The 22,602-nt window shown below is 71.3% G+C and carries 21 protein-coding genes; 12 read left to right on the top strand and 9 right to left on the bottom strand.

The genetic code is table 11. The features are described from left to right. Positions 1-2: 2 nt before the first annotated feature. On the top strand, positions 3-1,085 hold the full coding sequence (locus ACSMTC_RS26185) for a TerD family protein (RefSeq protein WP_436562153.1): 1,083 nt from the start codon (positions 3-5) through the stop codon (positions 1,083-1,085). A 33-nt stretch (positions 1,086-1,118) separates the two neighbouring features. Here ACSMTC_RS26185 and ACSMTC_RS26180 read toward each other — a convergent pair whose 3' ends face one another. Then, entirely contained in the window at positions 1,119-1,862 is a 744-nt protein-coding gene (locus ACSMTC_RS26180; RefSeq protein WP_436564815.1) for a Tellurium resistance, read from the bottom strand. Positions 1,863-2,181: 319 nt separating this feature from the next. On the opposite strand from ACSMTC_RS26180, the gene ACSMTC_RS26175 reads away from it, so the two are divergent. Then, positions 2,182-3,237 carry a DUF2637 domain-containing protein gene (locus tag ACSMTC_RS26175; RefSeq protein ID WP_436562152.1) on the top strand — a complete coding sequence of 352 codons (1,056 nt, stop codon included), beginning with the start codon at positions 2,182-2,184 and terminating at the stop codon, positions 3,235-3,237. Between the two features lie 96 nt (positions 3,238-3,333). Here the strand turns inward: ACSMTC_RS26175 and ACSMTC_RS26170 are convergent, their stop codons facing one another. From ACSMTC_RS26170 to ACSMTC_RS26150, 5 genes are all read right to left on the bottom strand, one after another. Beyond that, positions 3,334-4,413, bottom strand: a complete 1,080-nt coding sequence (locus ACSMTC_RS26170; RefSeq protein ID WP_436562151.1) for a DUF475 domain-containing protein — start codon at positions 4,411-4,413, stop codon at positions 3,334-3,336. A gap of 39 nt (positions 4,414-4,452) precedes the next feature. Next, complete coding sequence (locus ACSMTC_RS26165) at positions 4,453-5,028, bottom strand: TerD family protein (RefSeq protein ID WP_436562150.1); 576 nt, start codon at positions 5,026-5,028, stop codon at positions 4,453-4,455. A 288-nt stretch (positions 5,029-5,316) separates the two neighbouring features. Beyond that, positions 5,317-5,892, bottom strand: coding sequence for a TerD family protein (locus ACSMTC_RS26160; protein WP_436562149.1), 576 nt, complete (start codon positions 5,890-5,892; stop codon positions 5,317-5,319). A 122-nt stretch (positions 5,893-6,014) separates the two neighbouring features. Further along, the gene (locus ACSMTC_RS26155; RefSeq protein ID WP_436562148.1) at positions 6,015-6,473 is read right to left on the bottom strand and encodes a peroxiredoxin; all 459 of its coding nucleotides are present in this window, start codon (positions 6,471-6,473) and stop codon (positions 6,015-6,017) included. Between the two features lie 418 nt (positions 6,474-6,891). Further along, complete coding sequence (locus ACSMTC_RS26150; protein ID WP_436562147.1) at positions 6,892-7,329, bottom strand: DUF3052 domain-containing protein; 438 nt, start codon at positions 7,327-7,329, stop codon at positions 6,892-6,894. Between the two features lie 529 nt (positions 7,330-7,858). On the opposite strand from ACSMTC_RS26150, the gene aceE reads away from it, so the two are divergent. Both aceE and ACSMTC_RS26140 read left to right on the top strand, forming a co-directional pair. Beyond that, positions 7,859-10,609 carry a pyruvate dehydrogenase (acetyl-transferring), homodimeric type gene (aceE, locus tag ACSMTC_RS26145; protein WP_436562146.1) on the top strand — a complete coding sequence of 917 codons (2,751 nt, stop codon included), beginning with the start codon at positions 7,859-7,861 and terminating at the stop codon, positions 10,607-10,609. 154 nt (positions 10,610-10,763) lie between these two features. Further along, the gene (locus ACSMTC_RS26140) at positions 10,764-11,009 is read left to right on the top strand and encodes a hypothetical protein (protein ID WP_436562145.1); all 246 of its coding nucleotides are present in this window, start codon (positions 10,764-10,766) and stop codon (positions 11,007-11,009) included. Positions 11,010-11,084: 75 nt separating this feature from the next. On the opposite strand, the gene ACSMTC_RS26135 is transcribed toward ACSMTC_RS26140, so the two are convergent. After that, positions 11,085-12,695 (bottom strand): MFS transporter, encoded by a 1,611-nt coding sequence (locus tag ACSMTC_RS26135; RefSeq protein ID WP_436562144.1) that lies wholly within the window; start codon positions 12,693-12,695, stop codon positions 11,085-11,087. A gap of 205 nt (positions 12,696-12,900) precedes the next feature. On the opposite strand from ACSMTC_RS26135, the gene ACSMTC_RS26130 reads away from it, so the two are divergent. From ACSMTC_RS26130 to ACSMTC_RS26100, 7 genes are all read left to right on the top strand, one after another. Beyond that, positions 12,901-13,581: a TetR/AcrR family transcriptional regulator gene (locus ACSMTC_RS26130; RefSeq protein WP_436562143.1), complete on the top strand. Its 681-nt coding sequence runs from the start codon at positions 12,901-12,903 to the stop codon at positions 13,579-13,581. Between the two features lie 105 nt (positions 13,582-13,686). Further along, positions 13,687-15,015, top strand: coding sequence for a sensor histidine kinase (locus ACSMTC_RS26125; protein ID WP_436562142.1), 1,329 nt, complete (start codon positions 13,687-13,689; stop codon positions 15,013-15,015). Then, entirely contained in the window at positions 15,012-15,686 is a 675-nt protein-coding gene (locus tag ACSMTC_RS26120; protein WP_436562141.1) for a response regulator, read from the top strand. The genes ACSMTC_RS26125 and ACSMTC_RS26120 overlap by 4 nt, the downstream gene beginning before the upstream one ends. A 210-nt stretch (positions 15,687-15,896) precedes the next feature. After that, the gene (locus tag ACSMTC_RS26115) at positions 15,897-17,048 is read left to right on the top strand and encodes an alpha/beta hydrolase (RefSeq protein WP_436562140.1); all 1,152 of its coding nucleotides are present in this window, start codon (positions 15,897-15,899) and stop codon (positions 17,046-17,048) included. 49 nt (positions 17,049-17,097) lie between these two features. Next, positions 17,098-18,312, top strand: a complete 1,215-nt coding sequence (locus ACSMTC_RS26110; RefSeq protein WP_436562139.1) for an acyltransferase family protein — start codon at positions 17,098-17,100, stop codon at positions 18,310-18,312. Between the two features lie 57 nt (positions 18,313-18,369). After that, a complete protein-coding gene (locus ACSMTC_RS26105) occupies positions 18,370-18,576 on the top strand; it encodes a hypothetical protein (RefSeq protein ID WP_436562138.1) in 207 nt (68 codons plus the stop codon). Between the two features lie 231 nt (positions 18,577-18,807). Continuing rightward, positions 18,808-20,040 (top strand): alpha/beta hydrolase, encoded by a 1,233-nt coding sequence (locus ACSMTC_RS26100; protein WP_436562137.1) that lies wholly within the window; start codon positions 18,808-18,810, stop codon positions 20,038-20,040. A gap of 74 nt (positions 20,041-20,114) precedes the next feature. Here the strand turns inward: ACSMTC_RS26100 and ACSMTC_RS26095 are convergent, their stop codons facing one another. Together ACSMTC_RS26095 and ACSMTC_RS26090 are read right to left on the bottom strand one after the other, a co-directional pair. Continuing rightward, positions 20,115-21,119 (bottom strand): aldo/keto reductase, encoded by a 1,005-nt coding sequence (locus ACSMTC_RS26095; RefSeq protein ID WP_436562136.1) that lies wholly within the window; start codon positions 21,117-21,119, stop codon positions 20,115-20,117. Then, positions 21,116-21,595 (bottom strand): MerR family transcriptional regulator, encoded by a 480-nt coding sequence (locus tag ACSMTC_RS26090; protein ID WP_436564814.1) that lies wholly within the window; start codon positions 21,593-21,595, stop codon positions 21,116-21,118. The genes ACSMTC_RS26095 and ACSMTC_RS26090 overlap by 4 nt, the downstream gene beginning before the upstream one ends. Before the next feature lie 162 nt (positions 21,596-21,757). Here ACSMTC_RS26090 and ACSMTC_RS26085 point away from each other — a divergent pair, with 162 nt between their 5' ends. Then, positions 21,758-22,591, top strand: a complete 834-nt coding sequence (locus ACSMTC_RS26085; RefSeq protein WP_436562135.1) for a serine hydrolase domain-containing protein — start codon at positions 21,758-21,760, stop codon at positions 22,589-22,591. Positions 22,592-22,602: the final 11 nt, after the last annotated feature.

The raw sequence follows: 22,602 nt of genomic DNA, 5'->3' as shown, positions 1-22,602 counted from the left end.
TTATGACGCACGTGATGGCCAAGGGCGCCAACATCTCGCTGACGGCCGCCGCCGTGCGCGCCGTGCTGCACTGGAGCGCCGGACCGGGGACACCCGATGTGGACGCCTCCGCACTGCTGCTCGGGCCGGACGGCAGGGTCCGCTCGGACGAGGACTTCGTCTTCTACAACCAGCCCGAGCACCCCACGGGCACGGTGCGGCACCGGCCCAAGCAGTGGACGCCGGACGGCAGCGCGCTCCGGGACACCATCGACGTCGACCTCGCGCAGCTGCCGCCCGAGGTGGACCGGGTGGTGCTGGCCGGGTCGGCCGAGGGCGGGGCGTTCCCGGCCGTCCGCGGCCTGCGGGTGGTGCTGCACGACGCCGCCGTCCCGGAGTCGGAGGCGCCGATCGCCGAGTTCGCCATGACCGACACCGGCGAGGTCACGGCGCTGGTGGCCGCCGAGCTGTACCGGCGCAACGGCGCCTGGAAGTTCCGTGCGATCGGCCAGGGGTACGCGGCCGGCCTCGCCGCGCTGGCGACCGAGTACGGGGTCGCCGTGGACGACGCGCCCGACTCCCCGCAGGAGACGGCGGCTCCCCCGACCGCTCCCTGGACCGACCCGCTCGAAGAGCCCGACAGCTGGACGCTGGCACCCGCCACCCTGCCGCCGGCTCCCCTGCTGCCGCCGATGCCCACGGCACCGCCCACCGTGGCGCCCACGACCCAGGCACGGCAACCGCTGCTGCCGCCCACGGCACCACCGCCCCCACCGCAGCCGCCCCTGCACTCACCGGACCGGCACACGCCGCAGCAGCCCGGTTACGGCTACCCGCCGCCCCCGATGCCCGCTCCCCAACCGGCGTACGGCTACCCGCAGCAGCCGCACCCGGCCAACCCGACCGCCGGCTACGGCTATCCGGCACCCCTGCCGCCTCAGCCGACGTACGGCTACCCGCAGGACCCCACCCAGCCCTACCAGGCCGCCGGCTACGGCTACCCGCCGGCCCCGCCGCAGCCCCAGCCGGAGTACCGACCGCAGCCCCCCGCGCCGGCGCAGTCGTTCACGCTCCCCCCGCAGGGTCCGCAGTTCCAGCCCCGCTAGAGCGTTGTCCGGCGGGAATCTCCGGACAACGCCCTAGTCCTCGCCCGGCCCGGCCGGTGTCTTGTAGCCGCGCTGCCACTGCATCCCGAAGCCGTACAGCCGGTCCAGGTCCGACTGGAAGCCGTGCACGTAGCGCACTTCCCGGCGGATCGTCAGCTGGTTGTCCCCGCTGTTCTCGATCAGCACCACGGCGCACGAACGGGCCTGCGGGGCACGCTGGTCCAGGCTGATCTCGATCCGCGGCCCGCTCTGCGGGACGATGGTGAGCGTCGCGTGCGTACTGTCGAAGGCGGGCGTGTCGTCGTAGATGTACACGAAGACCAGCAGGCGCCGGAACTTGTCCTTCTTCTCCAGGTTGATGTACATCGTCTCGCCGGAGGGCGCGCCGTAGACGTCGTCTCCGCTGAGCTTGATGTACGGCGGTCGCTGCAGATCGCCGAAGTACTTGCCGAGCGGCTGCACCACACCCCGGGTGCCGTCGGTGAGTTCGTACATGCAGGCGAGGTCGAGGTCCACGTTGACCTGCTCGGACTGGTACGAGGCGGGCTCCATCGGGCGCAGGATGCGGGGGTCGAAGAGCTTGCGCAGCGCGCTCTTGGCGGCGCCGCGTGAGGCGGTCCTGCCGGTCCAGTGCAGGTTGACGTAGAGGTAGCCGGTGGTGGCGGCGGGGCCGGTGATCGCGTGCTGCGGCTGGGACTTGGTCAGTGTGACCTTGTGCTGACCACCGGTGTCGAAGTCCTTGCGGTCCCCGCGCAGGAACTCCCAGACCGAGACCATCGCGTCCTCCCCAGACACCCGGCGGGCCCCGATCCGGACCCGGCCGATCCTTCCACCACCCGTCGGGCCCATCGTGCCCGAAGCGGGCCCGCCATGCCATACATCCCTACCCAGCCGCGCGGCGCCGCAGCCCCCCGTACGGGCTCCGCCCGGAATCCGGCGTGCCGCTGCGCCCGACGGCAAGTCAACTCCAGTACCATGCACGCCTCCGGAACGCGATATCGTTCAGCCGCACAGGTGTACCTGCCCTGTCCGTCCCGTTCCGTTCCCCGCTGGAACGAACTGCACCGACCTGCGGAAAGCCGAGGCCCCCGCCCCGATGAACCTCTCCTCGATACAGCTGGTCTGGGCCGTTGTCGGCGCCGCCGCCCTGCTGTTCACCGCCGTCCTGTTCGCCGCACTGCGCTTCAGGGGCACCAGGTCCGGCGACAGCGGCGACTCCTGGGAGCGCAGCGAGGAGCGCCGGCGGCGGAAGGAGGCGGTGTACGGAATCGCCTCCTACGTGCTGCTGTTCTGCTGCGCGGGTGTCGCGGCCGCGCTCTCCTTCCACGGCCTGGTGGGCTTCGGCGAGCAGAACCTCGGGCTCTCCGGCGGCTGGGAGTACCTGGTTCCGTTCGGGCTGGACGGCGCGGCCATGTTCTGCTCGGTGCTCGCGGTCCGCGAGGCCAGCCACGGTGACGCGGCGCTCGGATCCCGCCTGCTGGTCTGGCTGTTCGCCATCGCCTCGGCCTGGTTCAACTGGGTGCACGCCCCGCGCGGCGGCGCGCACGACGGCGCGCCGCAGTTCTTCGCCGGCATGTCGATCTCGGCGGCGGTGCTCTTCGACCGCGCGCTCAAGCAGACCCGCCGCGCCGCACTGCGCGAGCAGGGCCTGATCCCCCGTCCGCTGCCGCAGATCCGGATCGTCCGCTGGCTGCGCGCACCGCGCGAGACGTACGCGGCCTGGTCGCTGATGCTGCTGGAGAACGTCCGCAGCCTGGACGAGGCGGTCGAGGAGGTCCGCGAGGAGCGGCAGGCCAGGCAGGAGGCCAAGTCCCGGGCCCGCAGCGCCGATCGCCGCGAGCGCGCCGAACTCAAGGCGATCGCCCGGCAGGGCGGTCTGCTCGGCCGGGCCCGGGGCGGCCGCCAGGTCCCCGCACTCACCGCCGCCGGGGCCGGTGACGGCCAGTCCGCTACGGAGCCTGCACTAGCGGCGACCCCCGCACTCGCCGCCGAAAGCACCCCGTCCGTGGAGCGGACCCCCGCCGTGAGGCAGACCCCCGCGGTCGAGAAGTTCCAGGCCATCGACCTGACGGCCGACGACGACACCCTCTCCATGCCCAAACTGGACTCGCTGGAGCGCAAGCTGCGCGCCATCGAGAAGCAGCTCGGCTGACCTGAGAGCGGGCGGACGGAAACGGTCCCCGGTGCCGCGAGGCTCCGGGGACCGTTCGACGTTTCAGGAGGCAGACCGACCCGCGACGGGGCGGTCTCAGGCCGAGGCGCCCTCCAGCGCCTGCTCGCGCCGGTTGCGCAGCACCGAGGAGGCCAGTGCGGCGCCGATGAAGGCGACCCCGATCAGGCCGGTGACGATCTCCGGGATGTGGTACTTGATCGAGGCCAGCAGGATCAGCGCCAGCGCACCGATCGCGTAGTGCGCGCCGTGCTCCAGGTAGACGTAGTCGTCCAGCGTGCCCTTGCGGACCAGGAAGACCGTCAGCGAACGGATGTACATCGCGCCGATCCCCAGGCCCAGGGTGATCATGAATATGTTCTGGGAGATGGCGAAGGCGCCGACCACTCCGTCGAAGGAGAACGAGGCGTCCAGCACCTCCAGGTAGAGGAAGAGGAAGAACGCGGCCTTGCCGCCGACCTGGAGCAGCGAGCCGCCGCCGCGCTCGGCGGCCGCCTCGGCCTCCTCCTGCTCCTCCAGCCCGGACTCGAAGACACCGGAGAGCCCGGCCACCGCCAGGTAGGTGGCGAGGCCCAGCAGCCCGGCCAGCAGCACCGTCTCGGCGTGCGCACCGGCGAAGAACCTGGCCGCCAGCACGAGTACCACCAGGGCGACGACCGAGGAGAGCGCCTCCAGCTTGCCGATCTTCTCCAGCGGCTTCTCGATCCAGTTCAGCCAGTTGAACTCCTTCTCCTCCAGGACGAAGTCGAGGAAGATCATCAGCAGGAAGACGCCGCCGAAGGCCGCGATGGCCGGGTTGGCCATCGTCAGGAACTGGGCGTAGGTGTGACCGTCATGGGTTTTGCCGGAGTCGAGTGCCAACTCCACGACGGTGGCCGGGTTGAGATGCGCCGTCAACGCGACCACCGCCAGCGGGAAGACCAGCCGCATACCGAAGACAGCGATCAGCACACCGATGGTGAGGAAGATCTTCTGCCAGAACGGGTTCATCCGCTTCAGGACGGTGGCGTTGACGACCGCGTTGTCGAAGGACAGCGAGATCTCCAGGATCGAGAGAATCAGCACGACGCCGAAACCCTCGGCCCCCCAGATCAGGCCGGCAGCTATCAGACCGGCGATCGTTATGGCGAATGACCATCCGAATGTACGGAGGAACACGGGGTCAGAACCTTTCAAATACCTGTACGCAGAGCAGCTTTACTCTACGTTTACTCCAAAATCGAGAGCGATGCCGCGCAGACCGGACGCGTAACCCTGGCCCACCGCACGGAACTTCCATTCACCCTGGTAGCGGTAGAGCTCGCCGAAGATCATGGCCGTCTCGGTGGATGCGTCCTCGGTCAGGTCGTAACGGGCGATCTCGGTGCCGCCGTTCTGGTCCACCACCCGGATGAACGCGTTGCCGACCTGGCCGAAGTTCTGCATCCGGGCATCGGCGTCATAGATCGAGACCGGGAAGACGACCTTGTCGACCTGCGGCGGGACGAGATCGAGGTTGACCACGATCACCTCGTCGTCGCCGTCCGCACCGCCGGTCAGGTTGTCCCCCTGGTGCTCGACCGAACCCTCGGGGCTGCGGAGGTTGTTGTAGAACACGAAGTACTCGTCGCCCAGCACCCGGCCACCGGCGCAGAGCAGGGCGCTCGCGTCCAGGTCGAAGGGCGCACCGGTGGTGGAACGGGCGTCCCAGCCCAGGCCGATCTGGACTCGCGTCAGATTCGGCGCGGCCTTGGTCAGCGAGACGTTCCCACCCTTGGCGAGCGTGACACTCATGGTCGTTCTTCCTCCCTCATCCCCGTTCCCGGGGCTGTGTCCGGCACGCTGCACGGGATTTCGCGCAGCGCACAGGGCCGCCGGCCGGGCGCATTCCAGATGTACGCCCTCGCGGCCCACCGTGGGTGCTCTGGACCCACTGAACTTGCTGAACTCGGGGCCCGGAACCCGTACGAAGCGTCAGACCCGGGAACAGCAAGGGCCGGGGCCGGCGGGAAGGAACTCCCGCCGACCCCGGCCCCAAGACTATTCACCCGGCCACCTGCCGGGAACTCACCCGAGTACGGGTCAGACGTTCACCCCGAAGTCCTGGGCGATGCCGCGCAGACCGGAGGCGTAACCCTGGCCGATGGCGCGGAACTTCCACTCCGAGCCGTTGCGGTAGAGCTCGCCGAAGACCATCGCGGTCTCGGTGGAGGCGTCCTCCGAGAGGTCGTAACGGGCGATCTCGGTGCCGCCGTTCTGGTTCACCACCCGGATGTAGGCGTTGCGGACCTGGCCGAAGTTCTGCTGGCGGGTGTCCGCGTCGTAGATCGAGACCGGGAAGACGATCTTCGCCACATCGGCCGGGACGGCGCTCAGGTCGACCTTGATGCTCTCGTCGTCGCCCTCGCCCTCACCGGTCAGGTTGTCGCCGGTGTGCTGGACCGAACCGTCCGGGCTCTTCAGGTTGTTGAAGAAGACGAAGTTGCTGTCCGAGGCGACCTTGCCGGCCTCGTTGCAGAGCAGCGCGCTGGCATCGAGGTCGAAGTCGGCACCGGTGGTGGTACGGACGTCCCAGCCGAGGCCCACGACCACGGCGGTGAGGCCCGGAGCCTCCTTGGTGAGCGAGACATTTCCGCCCTTGCTCAGGCTGACACCCACTGGTCCTCCAAGTTTCGTGCTTTCCCCGACAACGGCCCGATCGTAGGACCGGTTCCCGTCCGCGGCGACGGTGCGGCCCGGCGCGTCGCCGACGCGCCGGGCCGACGGGTCCCGCGGACGGCTCAGAGAGCGTCGATCGCGGCCAGGTACTCCTTGGTGTCCCGGGCGTCCGGGAGGCCGTTGACGACCGACCAGCGCACCACGCCGGTCTTGTCGATCACGAAGGTGCCGCGCACCGCGCAGCCCTTCTCCTCGTCGAAGACGCCGTACGCCCGGGAGACCTCACCGTGCGGCCAGAAGTCCGACAGCAGCGGGTACTCGAGGCTCTGCTGGTCGGCGAAGACCCGCAGGGTGAACGGCGAGTCGTTGGAGACCGCGAGGACCTGCACCGCGTCGTTCTGCAGGCGCGGCAGCTCGTTCTGGATCTCGCACACCTCTCCGGTGCAGACCCCGGTGAAGGCGAACGGGTAGAAGACCAGGACGACGTTCTTCTCGCCCTGGAAGTCGGAGAGCTTGACCAGCTCGCCGTGCTGGTTCTTCAGCTCGAAGTCCGGAGCCTTGGTGCCGACCTCGATGGCCATGCGGAGACCTTCCTAACCGGATGCCACGGCCCAGACGGCCGCGCGACTATCCGCATCCTCGCATCCGCGCGCGCCGGTTCGACCGTCCGGGGGAGTTCCGTCCGGCATCGGGGCCCGGTTTCGCCCTTGGTGAACACCGCCCGCTCGACGGCCGTCCGTCCCGCCCGAGCCGTCGGTGTCCACCGTGGGGACGACGGGCGGCGGGCGAGCGCCGGCGGCGGGGAGTGCCGGGAGGGGCGCGGGCGATCCGCCTCGGAGGCGGTCCCGCACCCTCGGAGGCGGTCCCGCACCTCCGGAGGCCGTCCCGCACCCCCGGAAACGGCCGGACCCCGCCGGAGGAAGCTCCGGCGGGGTCCGGGACGCGAGCGTCACCCGGGCCCGGCGCCACCGCGCCGGTACCCGCTGCCCGCGGCCTGGGTCAGCGGCGGCCGCTCTTGGCAGCCTTCGGCGTCGCCAGGCGGGTGCCCATCCAGTCCTTGGCCACGCTCACCGAGCTGGTCTGGGAGAGACCGGCGGTCCGGGCGGCGTCGTTGATCTCGTGCGCCTCGACGTGGCCGTCCCGGCCCGTCTTCGGGGTCAGCAGCCAGACCAGGCCGCCCTCCGCCAGGTACTCCAGTGCATCGACGAGGGCATCGGTGAGATCCCCGTCCTCCTCGCGGTGCCACAGCACGACGACGTCGGCGACGTCGTCGTAGTCCTCATCGACGAGCTCGGTGCCAGTGATGTCCTCGATGCCCTCGCGGAGTTCCTGGTCACTGTCTTCGTCGTACCCGAGCTCCTGGACCACCTGGCCCTCTTCGAAGCCGAGACGGTGCGCCGGGTTGGACTTGTCCGCGGGGTCCGCGGTCGCGCTCACGGGAATAACCTCCAGTATTCGGCTCGGCATTCATGCCGAGGCTGTGGCCGTAGTCCACACGTGCGCGGCGGTTCGCGCAAGTACCCGACCCCCGATCCCACCCAAAGGTTGACGTGTCGGGGCAGGACACGCCGTGGAATGTGTCGGTAATCACACCGATTTGCCCTTTTCTACACACCCCAGCGATGCTGCGGGTCAGGCGGCCGCGCGAGGCCGGAAAGTGCCCGGGATGCGAACGCATTTCGGAGTAACGACTCCGGCGGGCGTAGAGTCTCCTGTTGGCCCTCACCCCGACCGGCCGCCAACGGACGGTCGGGCCACAAGGTCGGACCACCTCTTCGTAACACCCGGTGGTGCGCGACGCGGCAGCGATGTCCACGTCACACACCATCCGACCTGACCGCCCCAGGGAAATCAACCCCTGGTACGGAATGGTTACCGATCGGTAGAGATGACGGATCTCCGAGTCGCGGTACACGATGGAGGCGGCGCGACACACCTCAGTTACGTCCGACAGTGAAGGAACAGCGTGGCTTCCGGATCCGATCGCAACCCGATCATCATTGGCGGCCTTCCGAGTCAGGTCCCGGACTTCGATCCCGAGGAGACCGCGGAATGGCTTGAGTCGCTTGACGCGGCCATCGACGAGCGGGGGCGTGAGCGCGCCCGCTACCTGATGCTCCGCCTGATCGAGCGCGCCCGCGAGAAGCGTGTCGCCGTGCCCGAGATGCGCAGCACGGACTACGTCAACACCATCGCCACCAAGGACGAGCCGTTCTTCCCCGGCAACGAGGAGATCGAGCGCAAGATCCTGAACGCGACCCGTTGGAACGCGGCCGTGATGGTCTCCCGGGCCCAGCGCCCGGGCATCGGCGTGGGCGGGCACATCGCCACCTTCGCCTCCTCCGCGTCGCTGTACGACGTGGGCTTCAACTACTTCTTCCGAGGCAAGGACGCCGAGGGCGAGTCCGGCGACCAGATCTTCTTCCAGGGCCACGCCTCCCCCGGTATCTACGCGCGTGCCTTCCTGCTGGACCGACTGTCCGAGCAGCAGCTCGACGCCTTCCGCCAGGAGAAGTCCAAGGCCCCGTACGGCCTGTCCAGCTACCCGCACCCGCGGCTGATGCCGGACTTCTGGGAGTTCCCGACCGTCTCGATGGGCCTCGGCCCGCTCGGCGCGATCTACCAGGCCCGGATGAACCGCTACCTGGAGCACCGGGGCATCAAGGACACCTCCGACTCCCGCGTGTGGGCCTTCCTCGGCGACGGCGAGATGGACGAGCCCGAGTCGCTCGGCCAGCTGTCGCTCGCCGCGCGCGAGGGCCTGGACAACCTGACCTTCGTGGTCAACTGCAACCTGCAGCGCCTCGACGGCCCGGTCCGCGGCAACGGCAAGATCATCCAGGAGCTGGAGTCCCAGTTCCGCGGTGCCGGCTGGAACGTCATCAAGCTCATCTGGGACCGCAGCTGGGACCCGCTGCTGGCCCAGGACCGCGACGGCGTCCTGGTGAACAAGCTGAACACCACGGTGGACGGCCAGTTCCAGACCTACGCCACCGAGTCCGGCGAGTACATCCGCGACCACTTCTTCGGCGGCGACCTGCGCCTGCGCGCCATGGTCGAGAACATGACCGACCAGCAGATCCAGCACCTGGGTCGCGGCGGCCACGACCACAAGAAGATCTACGCGGCGTTCAAGGCGGCCACCGAGCACAAGGGCCAGCCGACCGTCATCCTCGCCCAGACCGTCAAGGGCTGGACGCTCGGCCCGAACTTCGAGGGCCGCAACGCGACCCACCAGATGAAGAAGCTGACGGTCGAGGACCTCAAGCGCTTCCGTGACCGGCTGCACCTGCCGATCACCGACAAGCAGCTGGAAGAGGGCTACCCGCCCTACTACCACCCGGGCAAGGACTCCGAGGAGATCCAGTACATGCACGACCGCCGGCGTGAGCTCGGCGGCTACGTGCCGACCCGCAAGGTGCGGCCGCGCCAGCTGGTGCTGCCGGGCGACGACGCGTACAAGGGCGTCAAGAAGGGTTCCGGCAACCAGACCATCGCCACCACCATGGCGTTCGTCCGGGTGCTCAAGGACCTGATGCGCGACAAGGGCATCGGCAACCGCTTCGTGCCGATCGCGCCGGACGAGTACCGCACCTTCGGTATGGACTCGCTCTTCCCGTCCGCCAAGATCTACAACCCGCTCGGCCAGACCTACGAGTCGGTCGACCGCGAGCTGCTGCTGGCGTACAAGGAGTCCCCGACCGGCCAGATGCTGCACGACGGCATCTCCGAGGCGGGCTGCACCGCCTCGCTGATCGCCGCCGGTTCGTCCTACGCCACCCATGGCGAGCCGCTGATCCCGGTCTACGTCTTCTACTCGATGTTCGGGTTCCAGCGCACCGGTGACCAGTTCTGGCAGATGGCCGACCAGCTGGCCCGCGGCTTCGTGATCGGCGCCACGGCCGGCCGCACCACGCTGACCGGTGAGGGCCTCCAGCACGCGGACGGCCACTCGCAGCTGCTCGCCTCGACCAACCCGGGCGTCGTCGCGTACGACCCGGCGTTCGGTTTCGAGATCGCGCACATCGTGCAGGACGGTCTGCGCCGGATGTACGGTTCCACCGCCGAGCACCCGCACGGCGAGGACGTCTTCTACTACCTCACCGTGTACAACGAGCCGATCCACATGCCGGCCGAGCCCGAGGACGTCGACGTCGACGGCATCCTCAAGGGTCTGTACAAGTACAGGGGCGGCGAGGCCGGCCAGATCCCGGCGCAGATCCTCGCCTCCGGTGTGGCCGTGCCGTGGGCCCTGGAGGCCCAGCGCGTCCTCGCCGAGGAGTGGAACGTCAAGGCCGACGTCTGGTCGGCGACCTCCTGGAACGAGCTGCGCCGTGACGCGGTCGACGCCGAGGAGTTCAACCTGCTCCACCCGGAGGAGCCGCAGCGCGTCCCGTACGTGACCGCCAAGCTCCAGGGCGCCGAGGGCCCGTTCGTCGCCGTCTCCGACTGGATGCGCGCGGTGCCGGACCAGATCTCGCGCTGGGTGCCGGGCCAGTACCAGTCGCTGGGCGCCGACGGCTTCGGCTTCGCCGACACCCGCGGTGCGGCCCGTCGCTTCTTCCACATCGACGCGCAGTCGATCGTCCTCAGCGTGCTCACCGAGCTCGCCAAGCAGGGCAAGATCGAGCGTCATGTGCTGAAGGACGCGATCGACCGCTACCAGCTGCTGGACGTGGCCGCTGCCGACCCGGGCGCGGCCGGCGGCGACGCCTGATCCGACCGGACCGGCCGAGGGCCGGGCTCCCCTTCCGGGAGCCCGGCCCTCGGGCGTTTTGGGCGTACTCGGGACGCCCGGTAGGCGCAACAGCGGGGGCCGGGCGGCCGGGGTGGCTGCAGAATCGTTCCGGGCCCACCCCGAGGAGGTCGCCATGAACGAGGAGATCGTCGCCAAGGCGGAGTTCCTGCTCACCGAGCTGCACCTCTCCCCCGTCGAGGCGCAGAAGCAACTTCGCTACTGGTTCCCGGAGTTGGAGCGCGAGGAGCGTGTCAGATACGTCCACAGCGCCACCATGAGGGGCACGGGGCGGCACCGGGAGGCGCCTTCCCTGCAGAGCGCGCCCGAGCAGGAGGCTCCCCACGGGCGCGAGGCGGCGCCCTCGGGCGGCCCCGTCTGAACGCGAGAAGCCCCGCACCGAGGTGCGGGGCTTCTCGCGCATCGTGGTGAGCCGCCTGTCGGCGCCGTCCCGGCGCTAGATGTGCACCGCGGGCCCCGCGTCGCTGCTCCCCCGCTTGGTCAGCAGTCCGAGGAGCGCCGCCGCGAAGGCGATCACCGCGGCGACCCCGAAGGCCATCGCCATCCCGCTGACGAAGGAGCTGTGCACCGCGTCCGCCATCGCGTGCACCACCGGCGCGGGCGTGCCCTGCGGCGCCGGCGGCGCGATGCCGAGCTGGGCGGCCTGCTTGAGCTGCTCGCCCTGGGCACCCCCGACCGGCGGAAGCCCGGCCTTGGCCCAGTTGCCGGGCAGCACGCTGCCGACCTTGGAGGCCATCACCGCGCCGAGCACGGCCGTCCCCAGGCTGCCGCCGACCTGCATCGCGGACTGCTGCAGACCGCCGGCCACCCCGGACAGCGCCATCGGGGCGTTGCCGACGATGACCTCGGTGGCGCCGACCATGACCGGGCTGATGCCCAGGCCCATCAGCACGAACCAGAGCGACATGACGCCCGTCCCCGAGTGGATGTCCAGCGTGGACATCCCGTACATGGCGAGCGTGGTGATCAGCATGCCCGCGACGATCGGGATCCGCGGGCCGATCCTCCCGATCGCGAGGCCGGCCACCGGGGAGCCGACGATCATCATGCCGGTCATCGGCAGCAGGTGGACACCGGCCTGGACCGGCGTCATCCCGTGCACGTTCTGCAGGTAGAAGGTGACGAAGAAGATCGCGCCGAAGAAGGCGAAGGCCATCAGGACCATCAGCATCGTGCCCGCCGAGAGCGGCACGGAGCGGAACAGGCTGAGCGGGATCAGCGGCTCCTTGGCGCGGGTCTGCCAGAGCGCGAAGAGCACCATGGCGAGCAGCGCGCCACCGAGGCAGAGCAGCGTGGCCGAGTCGCCCCAGCCCCAGCTCGGGGCCTTGATGATGCCCCAGACCAGCGCGAACATCGCCACCGAGAGCAGCACGATGCCGGGGAGGTCGAACGACTTGGCGGTGTTCTCCGCCCGTACGTCGCGCAGGATCCACAGGCCGAGCAGCAGGGTCGCCAGGCCGACCGGGACGTTGATGAAGAAGACCGACTGCCAGCTGACGTGCTCGACCAGCAGACCGCCGACGATGGGGCCGGCGGCGGTGGAGGCACCGATCACACCGCCCCAGATGCCGATCGCCATGTTCAGCTTCTCGGCCGGGAAGGCACCGCGCAGCAGGCCGAGCGCGGCGGGCTGGAGCAGCGCGCCGAACAGGCCCTGCAGGACACGGCAGGCGATCACCATCTGGATGCCGGTGGAGAACCCGATCGCGGCCGAGGTGGCGGCGAAGCCGGTCGCGCCGACCAGGAAGGTCGCCTTGTGGCCGAAGCGGTCACCGATCTTCCCGGCCGTGATCAGGAAGACCGCGAGTGCCAGCAGGTAGCCGCTGGTGACCCACTGGATGTCGGCGGGCGAGGCGCCCAGGTCGGTCTGGATGACCGGGTTGGCGATGGCGACGACGGTGCCGTCCAGGGCGACCATCATCACACCGACCGCCACGGTGAGCAGGGTCAGCCACGGGTGGCCCTTGAGGCCGTCCCGCTTTCCCGGCGGACCGCTGTGCTGCGGCGGCAGGTCCGCCTTCCCCTTGTTGACGACGGACTGACTCATAGCTGGCCCTCCGGAGCCCGAGAAACATGGCTAGTGGCGCCCCGGCCCACCCGTCCCCACGAGTCTTCCGGCCCGGCGGGCGCCACCGACAGCGACATTATGGCAGCCACTGACATTAGGCAAACAATGACTTGTGCGCATTGATGACATATGTCAGAGCGCTATCGTGGTGACACCGACCCCTCCCCTCGAAAGGCCCCCGCGTATGGCCGCGCAGCTCACCACGGCGACCACCGACCCCGCCTGCCGGGTCCTCGGGCTTCGTGAGCGCAAGAAGCGGCGCACCAGGGACTCCCTGGTCGAAGCGGCGCACCAGCTGTTCCTGGTCCACGGCTACGGCCGCACCACGGTGGACGAGATCGCCGCCGCCGTGGACGTCTCCCAGCGCACCTTCTTCCGCTACTTCGAGAACAAGGAGCAGGTCGCCCTGGCCGTCATGGCCGACGCCGAGGACTTCTTCATCGAGTGCCTGCGCCGGCGCCCCGCCGAGGAGGACCCGCTGCTGGCCATGCGCGCCGCCATCACCGAGTCCTGGCGCAGCCTCGGCAGCGTGGAGCACGCCGGTCCCGGCAACGTCACCGCCGCCCTGGAGCTGCTCGAACTCATCGAGTCCACCCCCACGCTGCTCGCCGCCCACCTGCGGCACACCGCCGAGCAGGAGCGCCAGGTCGCCGAGATCCTGGCCGAGCGCGAGGGCCTCGACCTGGCCACCGACCTGCGGCCCCGGCTGCTGGCCGCGGTGTTCGGCGCGGTCGTCCGGCTGTCCCACCTCTCCTGGACCTCGGACCCCGGCAACCACCAGACCGGCCCCGACGGCATGATCGCCATGATCGAGCGCCACTTCGACCAGCTCGGGCCCGCGCTGTCCGGCCGCTGGCGCGACTGAGCCCGCCAGGCGTCGCCGCGGGTACGCCTCATACCCGGGTACTACGTACGGGGCAGTCCCCTCGTACGACGCCGCCTCGCCCACCTGCCCCTACGCTGGGCCGGGATGAAGATCCGACTACCCGACACCGTCCTGTCCGCCCTGCGCCGGATGCTGTCCGCCCTGCGCCCGTTCGCGCTCTCCCTCGGGCGTGCCCTGGTCACGTCGGTCGGCGCCGAGCCGTTACTGGGCACCTCCCGTCGGCGCTGGCTGCGCGCCCTGCCGTACGCGATCGCGCTCGCGCTCAACGCGGCGCTGATCCCGACCGGGATCGTGAACCTGCACACCCTGTACAAGCTGACGCTCCCGACCGCGGCGGCGCTGGTGGTCGCCCAGACCGTACCGCTGATCCTGGCGGTCACCCGGCCGCTGGCCGTCTGGTGGGTGGTGCTCCCGGTCTCCGTCGCCGAGGCCGTGCTGACGGCGCACGCCCCGCAGGCCGCGGGCCCCTGGCCCTGGCCGGTGACCACGCTGCTCGGCTACCTCTTCCTGATGCTGGCACTGGCCCTGCGGGAGAGCGGGCGCACCCTGTTCGCCGTCTGGCTGGTCACCACGCTGGCCACCGCCTGGGAGGGAGCGGCCTTCACCCGGGCCGGGGACGCCGGCGGCCCGCTGCCGATCGTGCTCAGCGGCGCCGTGCTGGTGCTCGGCTGGAGCCTGCGCGGACGCGGCGAGGCCCGGCGGCTGCTCGCCGAGCAGGAGCAGATCAGCGAGGCCGAACGCGGGCGGCGCACGCTGCTGGAGGAACGCGCCAGGATCGCCCGCGAGCTGCACGACGTGGTGGCGCACCACATGTCGGTGATCACCGTCCAGGCGGACAGCGCACCGTACCGGATCAGCGGGCTGCCGCCCGAGGCCGCCGAGGAGTTCGGCACCATCGCCGCCGCCGCCCGGGGCTCGCTCGCCGAGATGCGCCGGCTGCTCGGTGTGCTGCGCAGCGAGGAGAGCGCCCCGGACCGCACTCCGCAGCCCGGCCTGGACCGCCTCCCCGAACTGGTCGACACCGTCGCCCAGGCGGGGGTGCGGGCGGAGCTGAGCATCGCCGAGGAGGTCGGCGCACTCGGTGAACTGCCGCAGGCCGTGGGCGTGTCCACGTACCGGATCGTCCAGGAGGCACTGGCCAACGTGGTCCGCCACGCGCCCGGCGCCGAGGTCTGGGTCTCCGTCGCCGCCGAGGACGACACCCTGCGGATCACCGTGGTCAACGCCGCCCCGGCGGGAGGGAACGACCGGGCGGGCGTCGAGTCGCCCGAGGGCACCGGGCACGGACTGGTGGGGATGCGTGAACGCGTCCGGCTGCTGGGTGGCAGGCTGGACACCGGACCGCTGCCCGACGGCGGCTTCCGCGTGGCCGCCGTCCTGCCCGTCAACCAGCCCGAGGAGCACCGCACATGACCATCCGCGTAGTCATCGTCGACGACCAGGCGATGGTCCGGGCCGGGTTCGCGGCGCTGCTGGGCGCGCAGAGCGACATCGACGTGGTCGGCGACGCCGCCGACGGCAGGCAGGCGCTGGAGGTCAGCGGGCGCACCCACCCCGACGTGGTGCTGATGGACGTCCGGATGCCCGAGATGGACGGACTGGAGGCGGCCCGCCGCCTGCTCGACCCCGCGGCCGGGGGCGGGCACCGCCCCAAGGTGCTGATGCTGACCACCTTCGACGTCGACGACTACGTGTACGAGGCGCTGCGCGCCGGGGCCAGCGGCTTCCTGCTCAAGGACGCCCCGCCGGCCGACCTGATCTCCGCGGTCCGCGTCGTCGCGGCCGGCGAGGCCCTGCTGGCGCCCTCGGTCACCCGCCGTCTGATCGAGGAGTTCGCCCGTACCCGGCCCGCCCCTCGCCGGGACCGCCGGCTGCGCCTGAACGGCCTCACCCCGCGTGAGACCGAGGTGCTGGAACTGATCGCCCGCGGCCTCTCCAACCAGCAGATCGCCGAGCGTCTGATCGTCGCCGAACAGACCGTCAAGACCCACATCGGCCGTATCCTCGCCAAGCTCGGCCTCCGCGACCGCGCCCAGGCCGTGGTCCTCGCCTACGAATCGGGCCTGGTCACCCCGGGCCAGTAGTCCGTACGAGCCCTCCCGTGCGACCCGGCCCCCCTGCGGGAGCACCCCCGACCACCGCACCCCTGCGGGAGCGTGCCCGGCCACCGAACCCCTACGGGAGCACCCCTAGCACCACGGTATGAGGCCGTGGTTGGCCCCGCGGTGTGACGCCCGCCCCGGCGTCGTCTTCCTACCTTCCTCCTCGTCCAAGTCGCGGAGAAGGAGCGGAAGATGGCGGGGCGGTTCGGCAGGGGGCTGGTGGCGGCCGTGGCGATGGCCGCGGTGCTGGCAGGAGCCGACGGGTGGGCGGCGGCGGACGGCCAGACACCGCTGACCGGCCCACCGGAGGGAAGCGCGGCCTGGGTGGCCGACGGCACCCTGGGGGTGCGGCTGCCGGATCCCGCCACCGCCCCGCCCGCCGAGGTGGCCCGGTTCTTCGCCGGTCTGACGGCCGCGCAGCAGAACGCGCTGGCGGCCCGCCACCCCCTGGTGGTCGGCAACCTCGACGGCGCACCCGTCCGGCTGCGCTACCGCGCCAACGCGCTCGCACTGGCCGAGGAGCGCAGGCGCGAACTGGCCCGCGCCGCGGACCCGGCCGTAACCCCAGACCAGCAGCGCGCGGCAGCCGAACGCGCCGACTACTACGCCTCTCTGACGAATCGTCAGATCCTTGCCTTCGATCCGCGCGGCCGCGGCCAGATCGCCGAGGTGTACGGGGACCTCACCACGGCCGCCCGTACCGCCGTGGTGGTACCCGGTTCGGACGTCGACCTGATGTCCTTCGACCGCGACCGCGACCCGTACGGCACCCCCGCCGGGATGGCACGGTCGCTGCGCCGGGCCACCGGGGACCGGGTCGCCGTCGTCGCCTGGGCCGGGTACACCACGCCCGTCGGGCTCGGCCTCGACGCGGCGACCTCCGGTCTGGCCCGGGCGGGCGCGAGCCGGCTGGACCGCTTCCTCGCCGGGCTGGCACCGGTCACCGGGCCGGTGACGCTGTTCTGCCACAGCTACGGCTCGGCGGTCTGCGGACTGGCCGACCCGGGCCCGGAGCAGGTCCGCGACCTGGTGGTGCTGGGCTCGCCCGGGATGGACGTCCCCGATGCGCGGGCCCTGCGGGTGCCGCTCTGGGCCGCCGAACGCAACGACTCCGACTGGATCGGCAAGGTCCCGTACGTCTCGGTGCTCGGCCTGGGCCACGGCGCCGACCCCACCGCCGCCGGCTTCGGCGCCCGGGTGGTCGGTTCGGCCGGTTCGCACGGCCACAGCGGCTACTTCGCCCCCGGCACCGCCTCGCTCACCGCCTTCGCCGCCATCGCGCTCGGCGACCACTCGCACATCCCGTGCGCCGACCGGAGCCGGGAGTGCCGTGCTGCCCGCTGACCGCCCCCGCCCACGCCCCGAATCCGACCCGTCCGAGAAGGGCACCCGTATGCCACTCGCCCACCGCCTCAGCCGGACCGCCGCCAAGGTGGCCGACCGGACCCCCGCCGACCGCGACCGCGCCCTGGACGGACTGCGCGCCCTCGCCCTGCTCTCCGTTCCGGTCGGGCACTGGCTGCTCGGCGGCCTCACCCTCTCGGGCGGCGTGCTGCACAACGCCAGCCCGCTCGCCTCGCTCGGCTTCTTCGCCCCGCTCAGCTGGGCGCTGCAACTGCTCGGCGTGTTCTTCCTGGTCGGCGGGTACTCCTCGGTCCGCTCGCTGGAGCGGGCCAGGGCCCGCGGGGTGAGCACCACGGCCTGGCTGCGCGCCCGCACGGTCCGGTTACTGCGCCCGGTGCTCGGGGTGGCCGCCGTGTGGGCGGTCCTGATCCCGCTGCTGGAGACGCTCGGTGTGCCGCGGGGCACGGTGCGGACCGGGACGGTCCTGGTGGTGCAGCCGCTCTGGTACATCGGCGTGTACCTGGGGCTGACCGCTCTCACCCCGTACTGCGTGGCCGCCGGACGGCGTCTCGGCGGCTGGGCGGCGGCGCCGCTGCTGGGCACCGTCGCGGTGGTGGACCTGCTGCGGTACGGCCCGTGGGCCTCCTCGATGCCCTCCTGGCTGGCCCTGGTGAACCTGGTGCCCGGGTGGATGTTCGGCTACCAGCTGGGCGTCTCCTGGGCACAGGGCCGGATCACGCGCTCCGGGGCGCGGATGCTGCTGCTGGGCGGGGCCGCACTGTTCGCCGTGCTGCTGCTGGTCTTCCACTATCCGGCGAGCATGGTCGGTGTGCCGGGCCGGGCCAGGACCAACTCCCACCCGCCGTCCCTGCTGGTGCTGGCGCTGGCGGCGTTCCAGTGCGGCGCCGCGATGCTGCTGCGGGAGCGGATCGCCAACCTGCTCCGCAGGCCGCTGCTCTGGCTGCCGGTCGTGGTGGTCAACCTCTCCGCGATGACCATCTTCTGCTGGCACCAGACGGCGATGTACTCGGTCGCCCTGGCCGTCTCGCGGCTGGGCACGGCGCCGGGGCTGACCACCGCACCCGACTCGCTGGGCTGGGTGGTGGCCCGGCTGGCCTGGCTGCCGGTCTTCGGGCTGGTGCTGGCGGCGATCACGCGGTACGCCCGGCGCTTCGACGGGCCCTGGGGCCTGCGCGGGCCGCTCAGGGCCGCGACGGGCGCGGCGGCGGCACTCTTCGCGGCGTACGCCCTGGGGATGGTGTGACCCGCGCCCTGCGGCCGGGAACCGGGCGTTGTCGGCGGTCCGCCCTACCCTGGCGGCATGGTGACGTTCGACCGGTTCCTGGCCATGGGCCTGGCCCTCCCGCGCACCACCGAGCGGCTCACCTGGGGGACGGAGGTGACGCTGCGGGTCGGCGAGAAGATCTTCGCCATGGGCACCCCCGACAGCGGCTCGGTCTGCTGCGGCGCCCTACACCGGCCGGTACGGCTGGGTGCGAGTGAATCTCGCCACAGTGGACCCGGATGAGCTGGGCGATCTGCTGACGGAGGCCTGGCGCGGCATCGCCCCGAAACGGCTGGTCAGGGAGTTCGACGCGAAGGGCGCGCGGCGATGACGCCCCGATGTGACTCATCGCACAGTTTGGATCCTGCACGACCCGCGCCCAAAGCCCCTAACCTGGCTGACGAGTAGTTGGAGGTCGTACCACCATCGGGCCCGGCCCGCTGCGACGGTCACGGGTCCGAGGGAGTTGACGGCTTGCAGCGAAGGCTGACGAAGCGCAGGATCAGCCAGTACACGGCAGCGCGGCGCAGGCGTGTCAAGCGCCTGCTGATAGGGACCTTCGCGAGCTGCGCGGTCCTGATGGACGCCGGAGCCGCAGCCGCCCAGGCCGCTGCCGCCACCGAGCAGCTGGCCATCTCCACTCCGCCGGCCGGCAGCACCGAGTGGGTCGCCGACCACTCGCTGGGCCGGTCCATGCCCGACCCGGCCAGCGCCGACGCCCGGACGGTCGCCGCCTTCTTCGCCTCGCTCACGCAGGAGCAGGCCACCCGGCTGGCGGTCCGGTACCCGCTGGTGGTCGGCAACCTCGACGGCGCCCCGGTCAAGCTCCGCTACCAGGCCAACCGGCTGGCGATCAGGGCCGAGGCGGACCGGTGGCGGGGGCGTGCCGACGACCCGAAGCTGACTTCGAGCGAGCGCACCGCGGCCGGGCTGCGTGCCGAGAACACCGAGGAACTGCTGGCGCCCGGCCGCCAGATCCTGGCCTTCGACCCGCGCGGCCGCGGCCTGGTCAGCGAGGTCTACGGCGACCTCGCCTCGGCCGAGAAGGTCGCCGTGCTGGTCCCCGGCTCGGACGCCGACCTCGCCCACTTCGACCAGCCCTCCGACCCGCTGCGCTCCACCTCCGGGATGGCCCGCGCGCTGTTCGACGAGGAGCACCGGCAGTCGCCCGGCACCCGTACCGCCGTGATCGCCTGGACGGGGTACGTCACCCCCCTGGGCCTCGGCGCGGACGCGGTCACCTCACGGCTCGCCGAGGTCGGCGCCCCCCGGCTGGAGCGCCTGCTCGACGGACTGGGCGCGACCAGCCACCCGGACACCCCGCCGGCGCTGTTCTGCCACTCGTACGGTTCGGTGGTCTGCGGTATCGCCGCGCCGAGGATCCACGCCGGCCGGACCACCGACCTGGTGGTCTTCGGCAGCCCGGGCATGGGCGTGCAGAACGCGTCCGAGCTGGGCGACGGTGTCCGGCTCTGGGCGGCCCGCAACCCCACCGACTGGATCGGCAACGTCCCGTACCTGGAGGTCGGCGGCCTCGGCCACGGCGCCGACCCGACCTCCGAGGAGTTCGGGGCGATCCGGGTCTCCTCCGCCGGTGCCTCCGGCCACACGGGCTACCTCGCGCCGAACACCTCCAGCCTGCACAACTTCGCCGACATCGCCCTCGGCCGGTACGGGAGCGTCACCCACCCGCCGACCACCGGCTGACACCGGGCCCAGCCCGGAGTACGGGGCCGGGGCCCTGCCCGACCGGGCAGGGCCCCGGCCCCCGGCGTGTGCGCCTACTCCCGGCCCGCGGAGGTGAAGCCCATGTCCGCGTACCGGTCCCCGGTCACCCGGCCCGCGATCAGCTCCAGCTCGGCCAGCTCCTGCGGAGTGAGCCGCAGCGTCGCCGCCGCGACGTTCTCCGCCAGCCTGGAGCGCTTGCGGGTACCGGGGATCGGCACCACGTTCAGCCCGTGCACCTCCGCCTGCTGGTGCACCCAGGCCAGCGCCACCTGGGCCGCGCTGACCCCGCGCTCGGCGGCGATCTTCTGGATCGGCTCGACCAGCGCGGCGTTCCGCACCGCGTTCTCCCCGCTGAACCGCGGCATGGTGCGCCGGAAGTCGTCCTCGGCGAGCTGCTCGGTGGACTTGACCGCCCCGGTCAGGAAGCCCCGCCCGAGCGGCGAGTACGGGACGAACGCGACCCCGAGCTCGGCGGCGACGGGCACCGCGCTGCGCTCGACGTCCCGGGAGAAGAGCGACCACTCCGACTGCAGGGCGGCGATCGGGTGCACGGCGTGCGCCTCGCGCAGCTCGGCCCCGGTCACCTCGGAGAGCCCGAGGTGACGCACCTTCCCGGCCTGGACCAGTTCGGCCATCGCACCGACCGACTCGGCCAGCGGGACCTTCGGGTCGCGGCGGTGCATGTAGTAGAGGTCGATGACGTCCACACCCAGGCGGCGCAGCGAGGCGTCGACCGCGGTGCGGATGTACGCGGGGTCGTTCCGGATGCCCCGGTACATGGGGTCGTCGGCCCGGCGCTCGATGGCGAACTTGGTGGCGAGGACGACCTTGTCGCGGTTGGCCCGGACGAACGGGCCGATCAGCTCCTCGTTCTTGCCCGAGCCGTAGATGTCGGCGGTGTCGAACAGGGTGACGCCGAGGTCGAGGGCGGCGTCCAGGGTGGCCAGCGCCTCGGTGGCGTCGGTCGGCCCGTAGAACTCGCTCATGCCCATGCAGCCGAGGCCCTGGGTTCCCACGACGGGGCCGTCGGTGCCGAGAACGGTGGTGGGGAGAGTCATGCGCTCTGCTTCTTCCTGTCGCTGTGGTCGTGCTGCTCGTACCACTGGTGCTCCTGCCCGCAGTCCCGGGCGGGAGCCGCGTGCCCGACCTGCTCCACGTGCTGCGAGTAGATGTCGATCTTGTAGTCGAGGACCGCGAGGGTCGCGTGCAGATCGGCGATCTTCTGCCGGACCTCCTCGCGGTGCTCGACGAGGATCTCCCGGCGGGCCTCGACGGTCCGCTCACCGGCTCTGGCGAGCTCCACGTAGCGGAGCATGCCGGCGACCGGCATCCCGGTCAGCCGAAGCCGGTTGAGGAAGCCGAGCCGGTTGAGGTCGGCGTCGCTGTACCGGCGCTGGCCGGAGTAGGAGCGGTCGATCGGGTCCAGCAGGCCGATCCGCTCGTACCAGCGCAGCGTGTGGGTGGTCAGCCCGCTGGCCGCCGCGACCTCGCTGATGCTGTGCCGCGGGGTGCGGTCGGCCTCCGCATTCGCCATCCGGTAGGCCTCACCGCAGCTCAGCGGATCAGACTTGATCGTTGCGCTCGTTGCCATTGGTGGCCCCCGTCGATCGGCGATGACTATGAAGTTACCGAGTTGGAGCGCACTCTAAGCAAGCCTCCCACGCCACCCTGCGGCCGGGCTCGTTAGAGTCGGCACATGCAGAGCTTGCGGATGATCGAGGACTGGCCGGTGCCGAACGCGGCAACCGCCGTGGTACGGGGCGCGGACGGCGTCGTGCTGGGCGAACACGGGCCGCAGGAACGGCTGTTCCCGCTGGCGTCGGTGACCAAGATGCTCACTTCGTACGCGGTGCTGGTCGCGGTCGAGGAAGGGGTGTTCGAGCTGGACGACCCGGCCGGGCCTGAGGGTTCGACCATCCGGCACCTGCTCGCGCACACCTCGGGACTGGCCTTCGACGAGCACCGGACGATGGCCGCGCCCGGCAACCGCCGGCTCTACTCCAACGCCGGCTTCGACGTGCTGGCGGACACCCTGACCAAGGCCGCCGGGATCAACTTCGCGCAGTACGCCGCCGAGGCGGTGTTCGAGCCGCTGGGCATGCGGGCCACCCTGATCAACACCGCCCACCGCTCGCCCGCCGGTGCGGGCGGCCTCTCCACCCTGGCCGATCTCACCCGCTTCGCCGCCGAGTTGCAGGCGCCCACGCTGCTGGACCCGTCCACCGTGCGCACCGCCACCCGGGAGGTCGCGTTCCCGGGTGTGAGCGGCGTCCTGCCGGGCTTCGGACACCGCCGCCCCAACGACTGGGGGCTCGGCTTCGAGATCCGCGGCGAGAAGTCACCGCACTGGACCGGCACCGCCAACTCCCCCGAGACCTTCGGCCACTTCGGCCAGTCCGGCACCTTCCTCTGGGTCGACCCGGTCGCGGGCGTCGCCTGTGTCGCCCTCACCGACCGCGACTTCGGGCCGTGGGCCGCCGAGGCCTGGCCGCAGTTCAACGACGCGGTCCTGGCCGAACTGCGCGGCTGACCGACCGGCCG

Source organism: Kitasatospora sp. HPM-01-4 (assembly GCF_051374625.1).
Lineage (GTDB): Bacteria > Actinomycetota > Actinomycetes > Streptomycetales > Streptomycetaceae > Kitasatospora.
The sequence above is the reverse complement of the archived record's forward strand: the minus strand, read 5'-3'. Positions and strand labels throughout refer to the sequence as shown.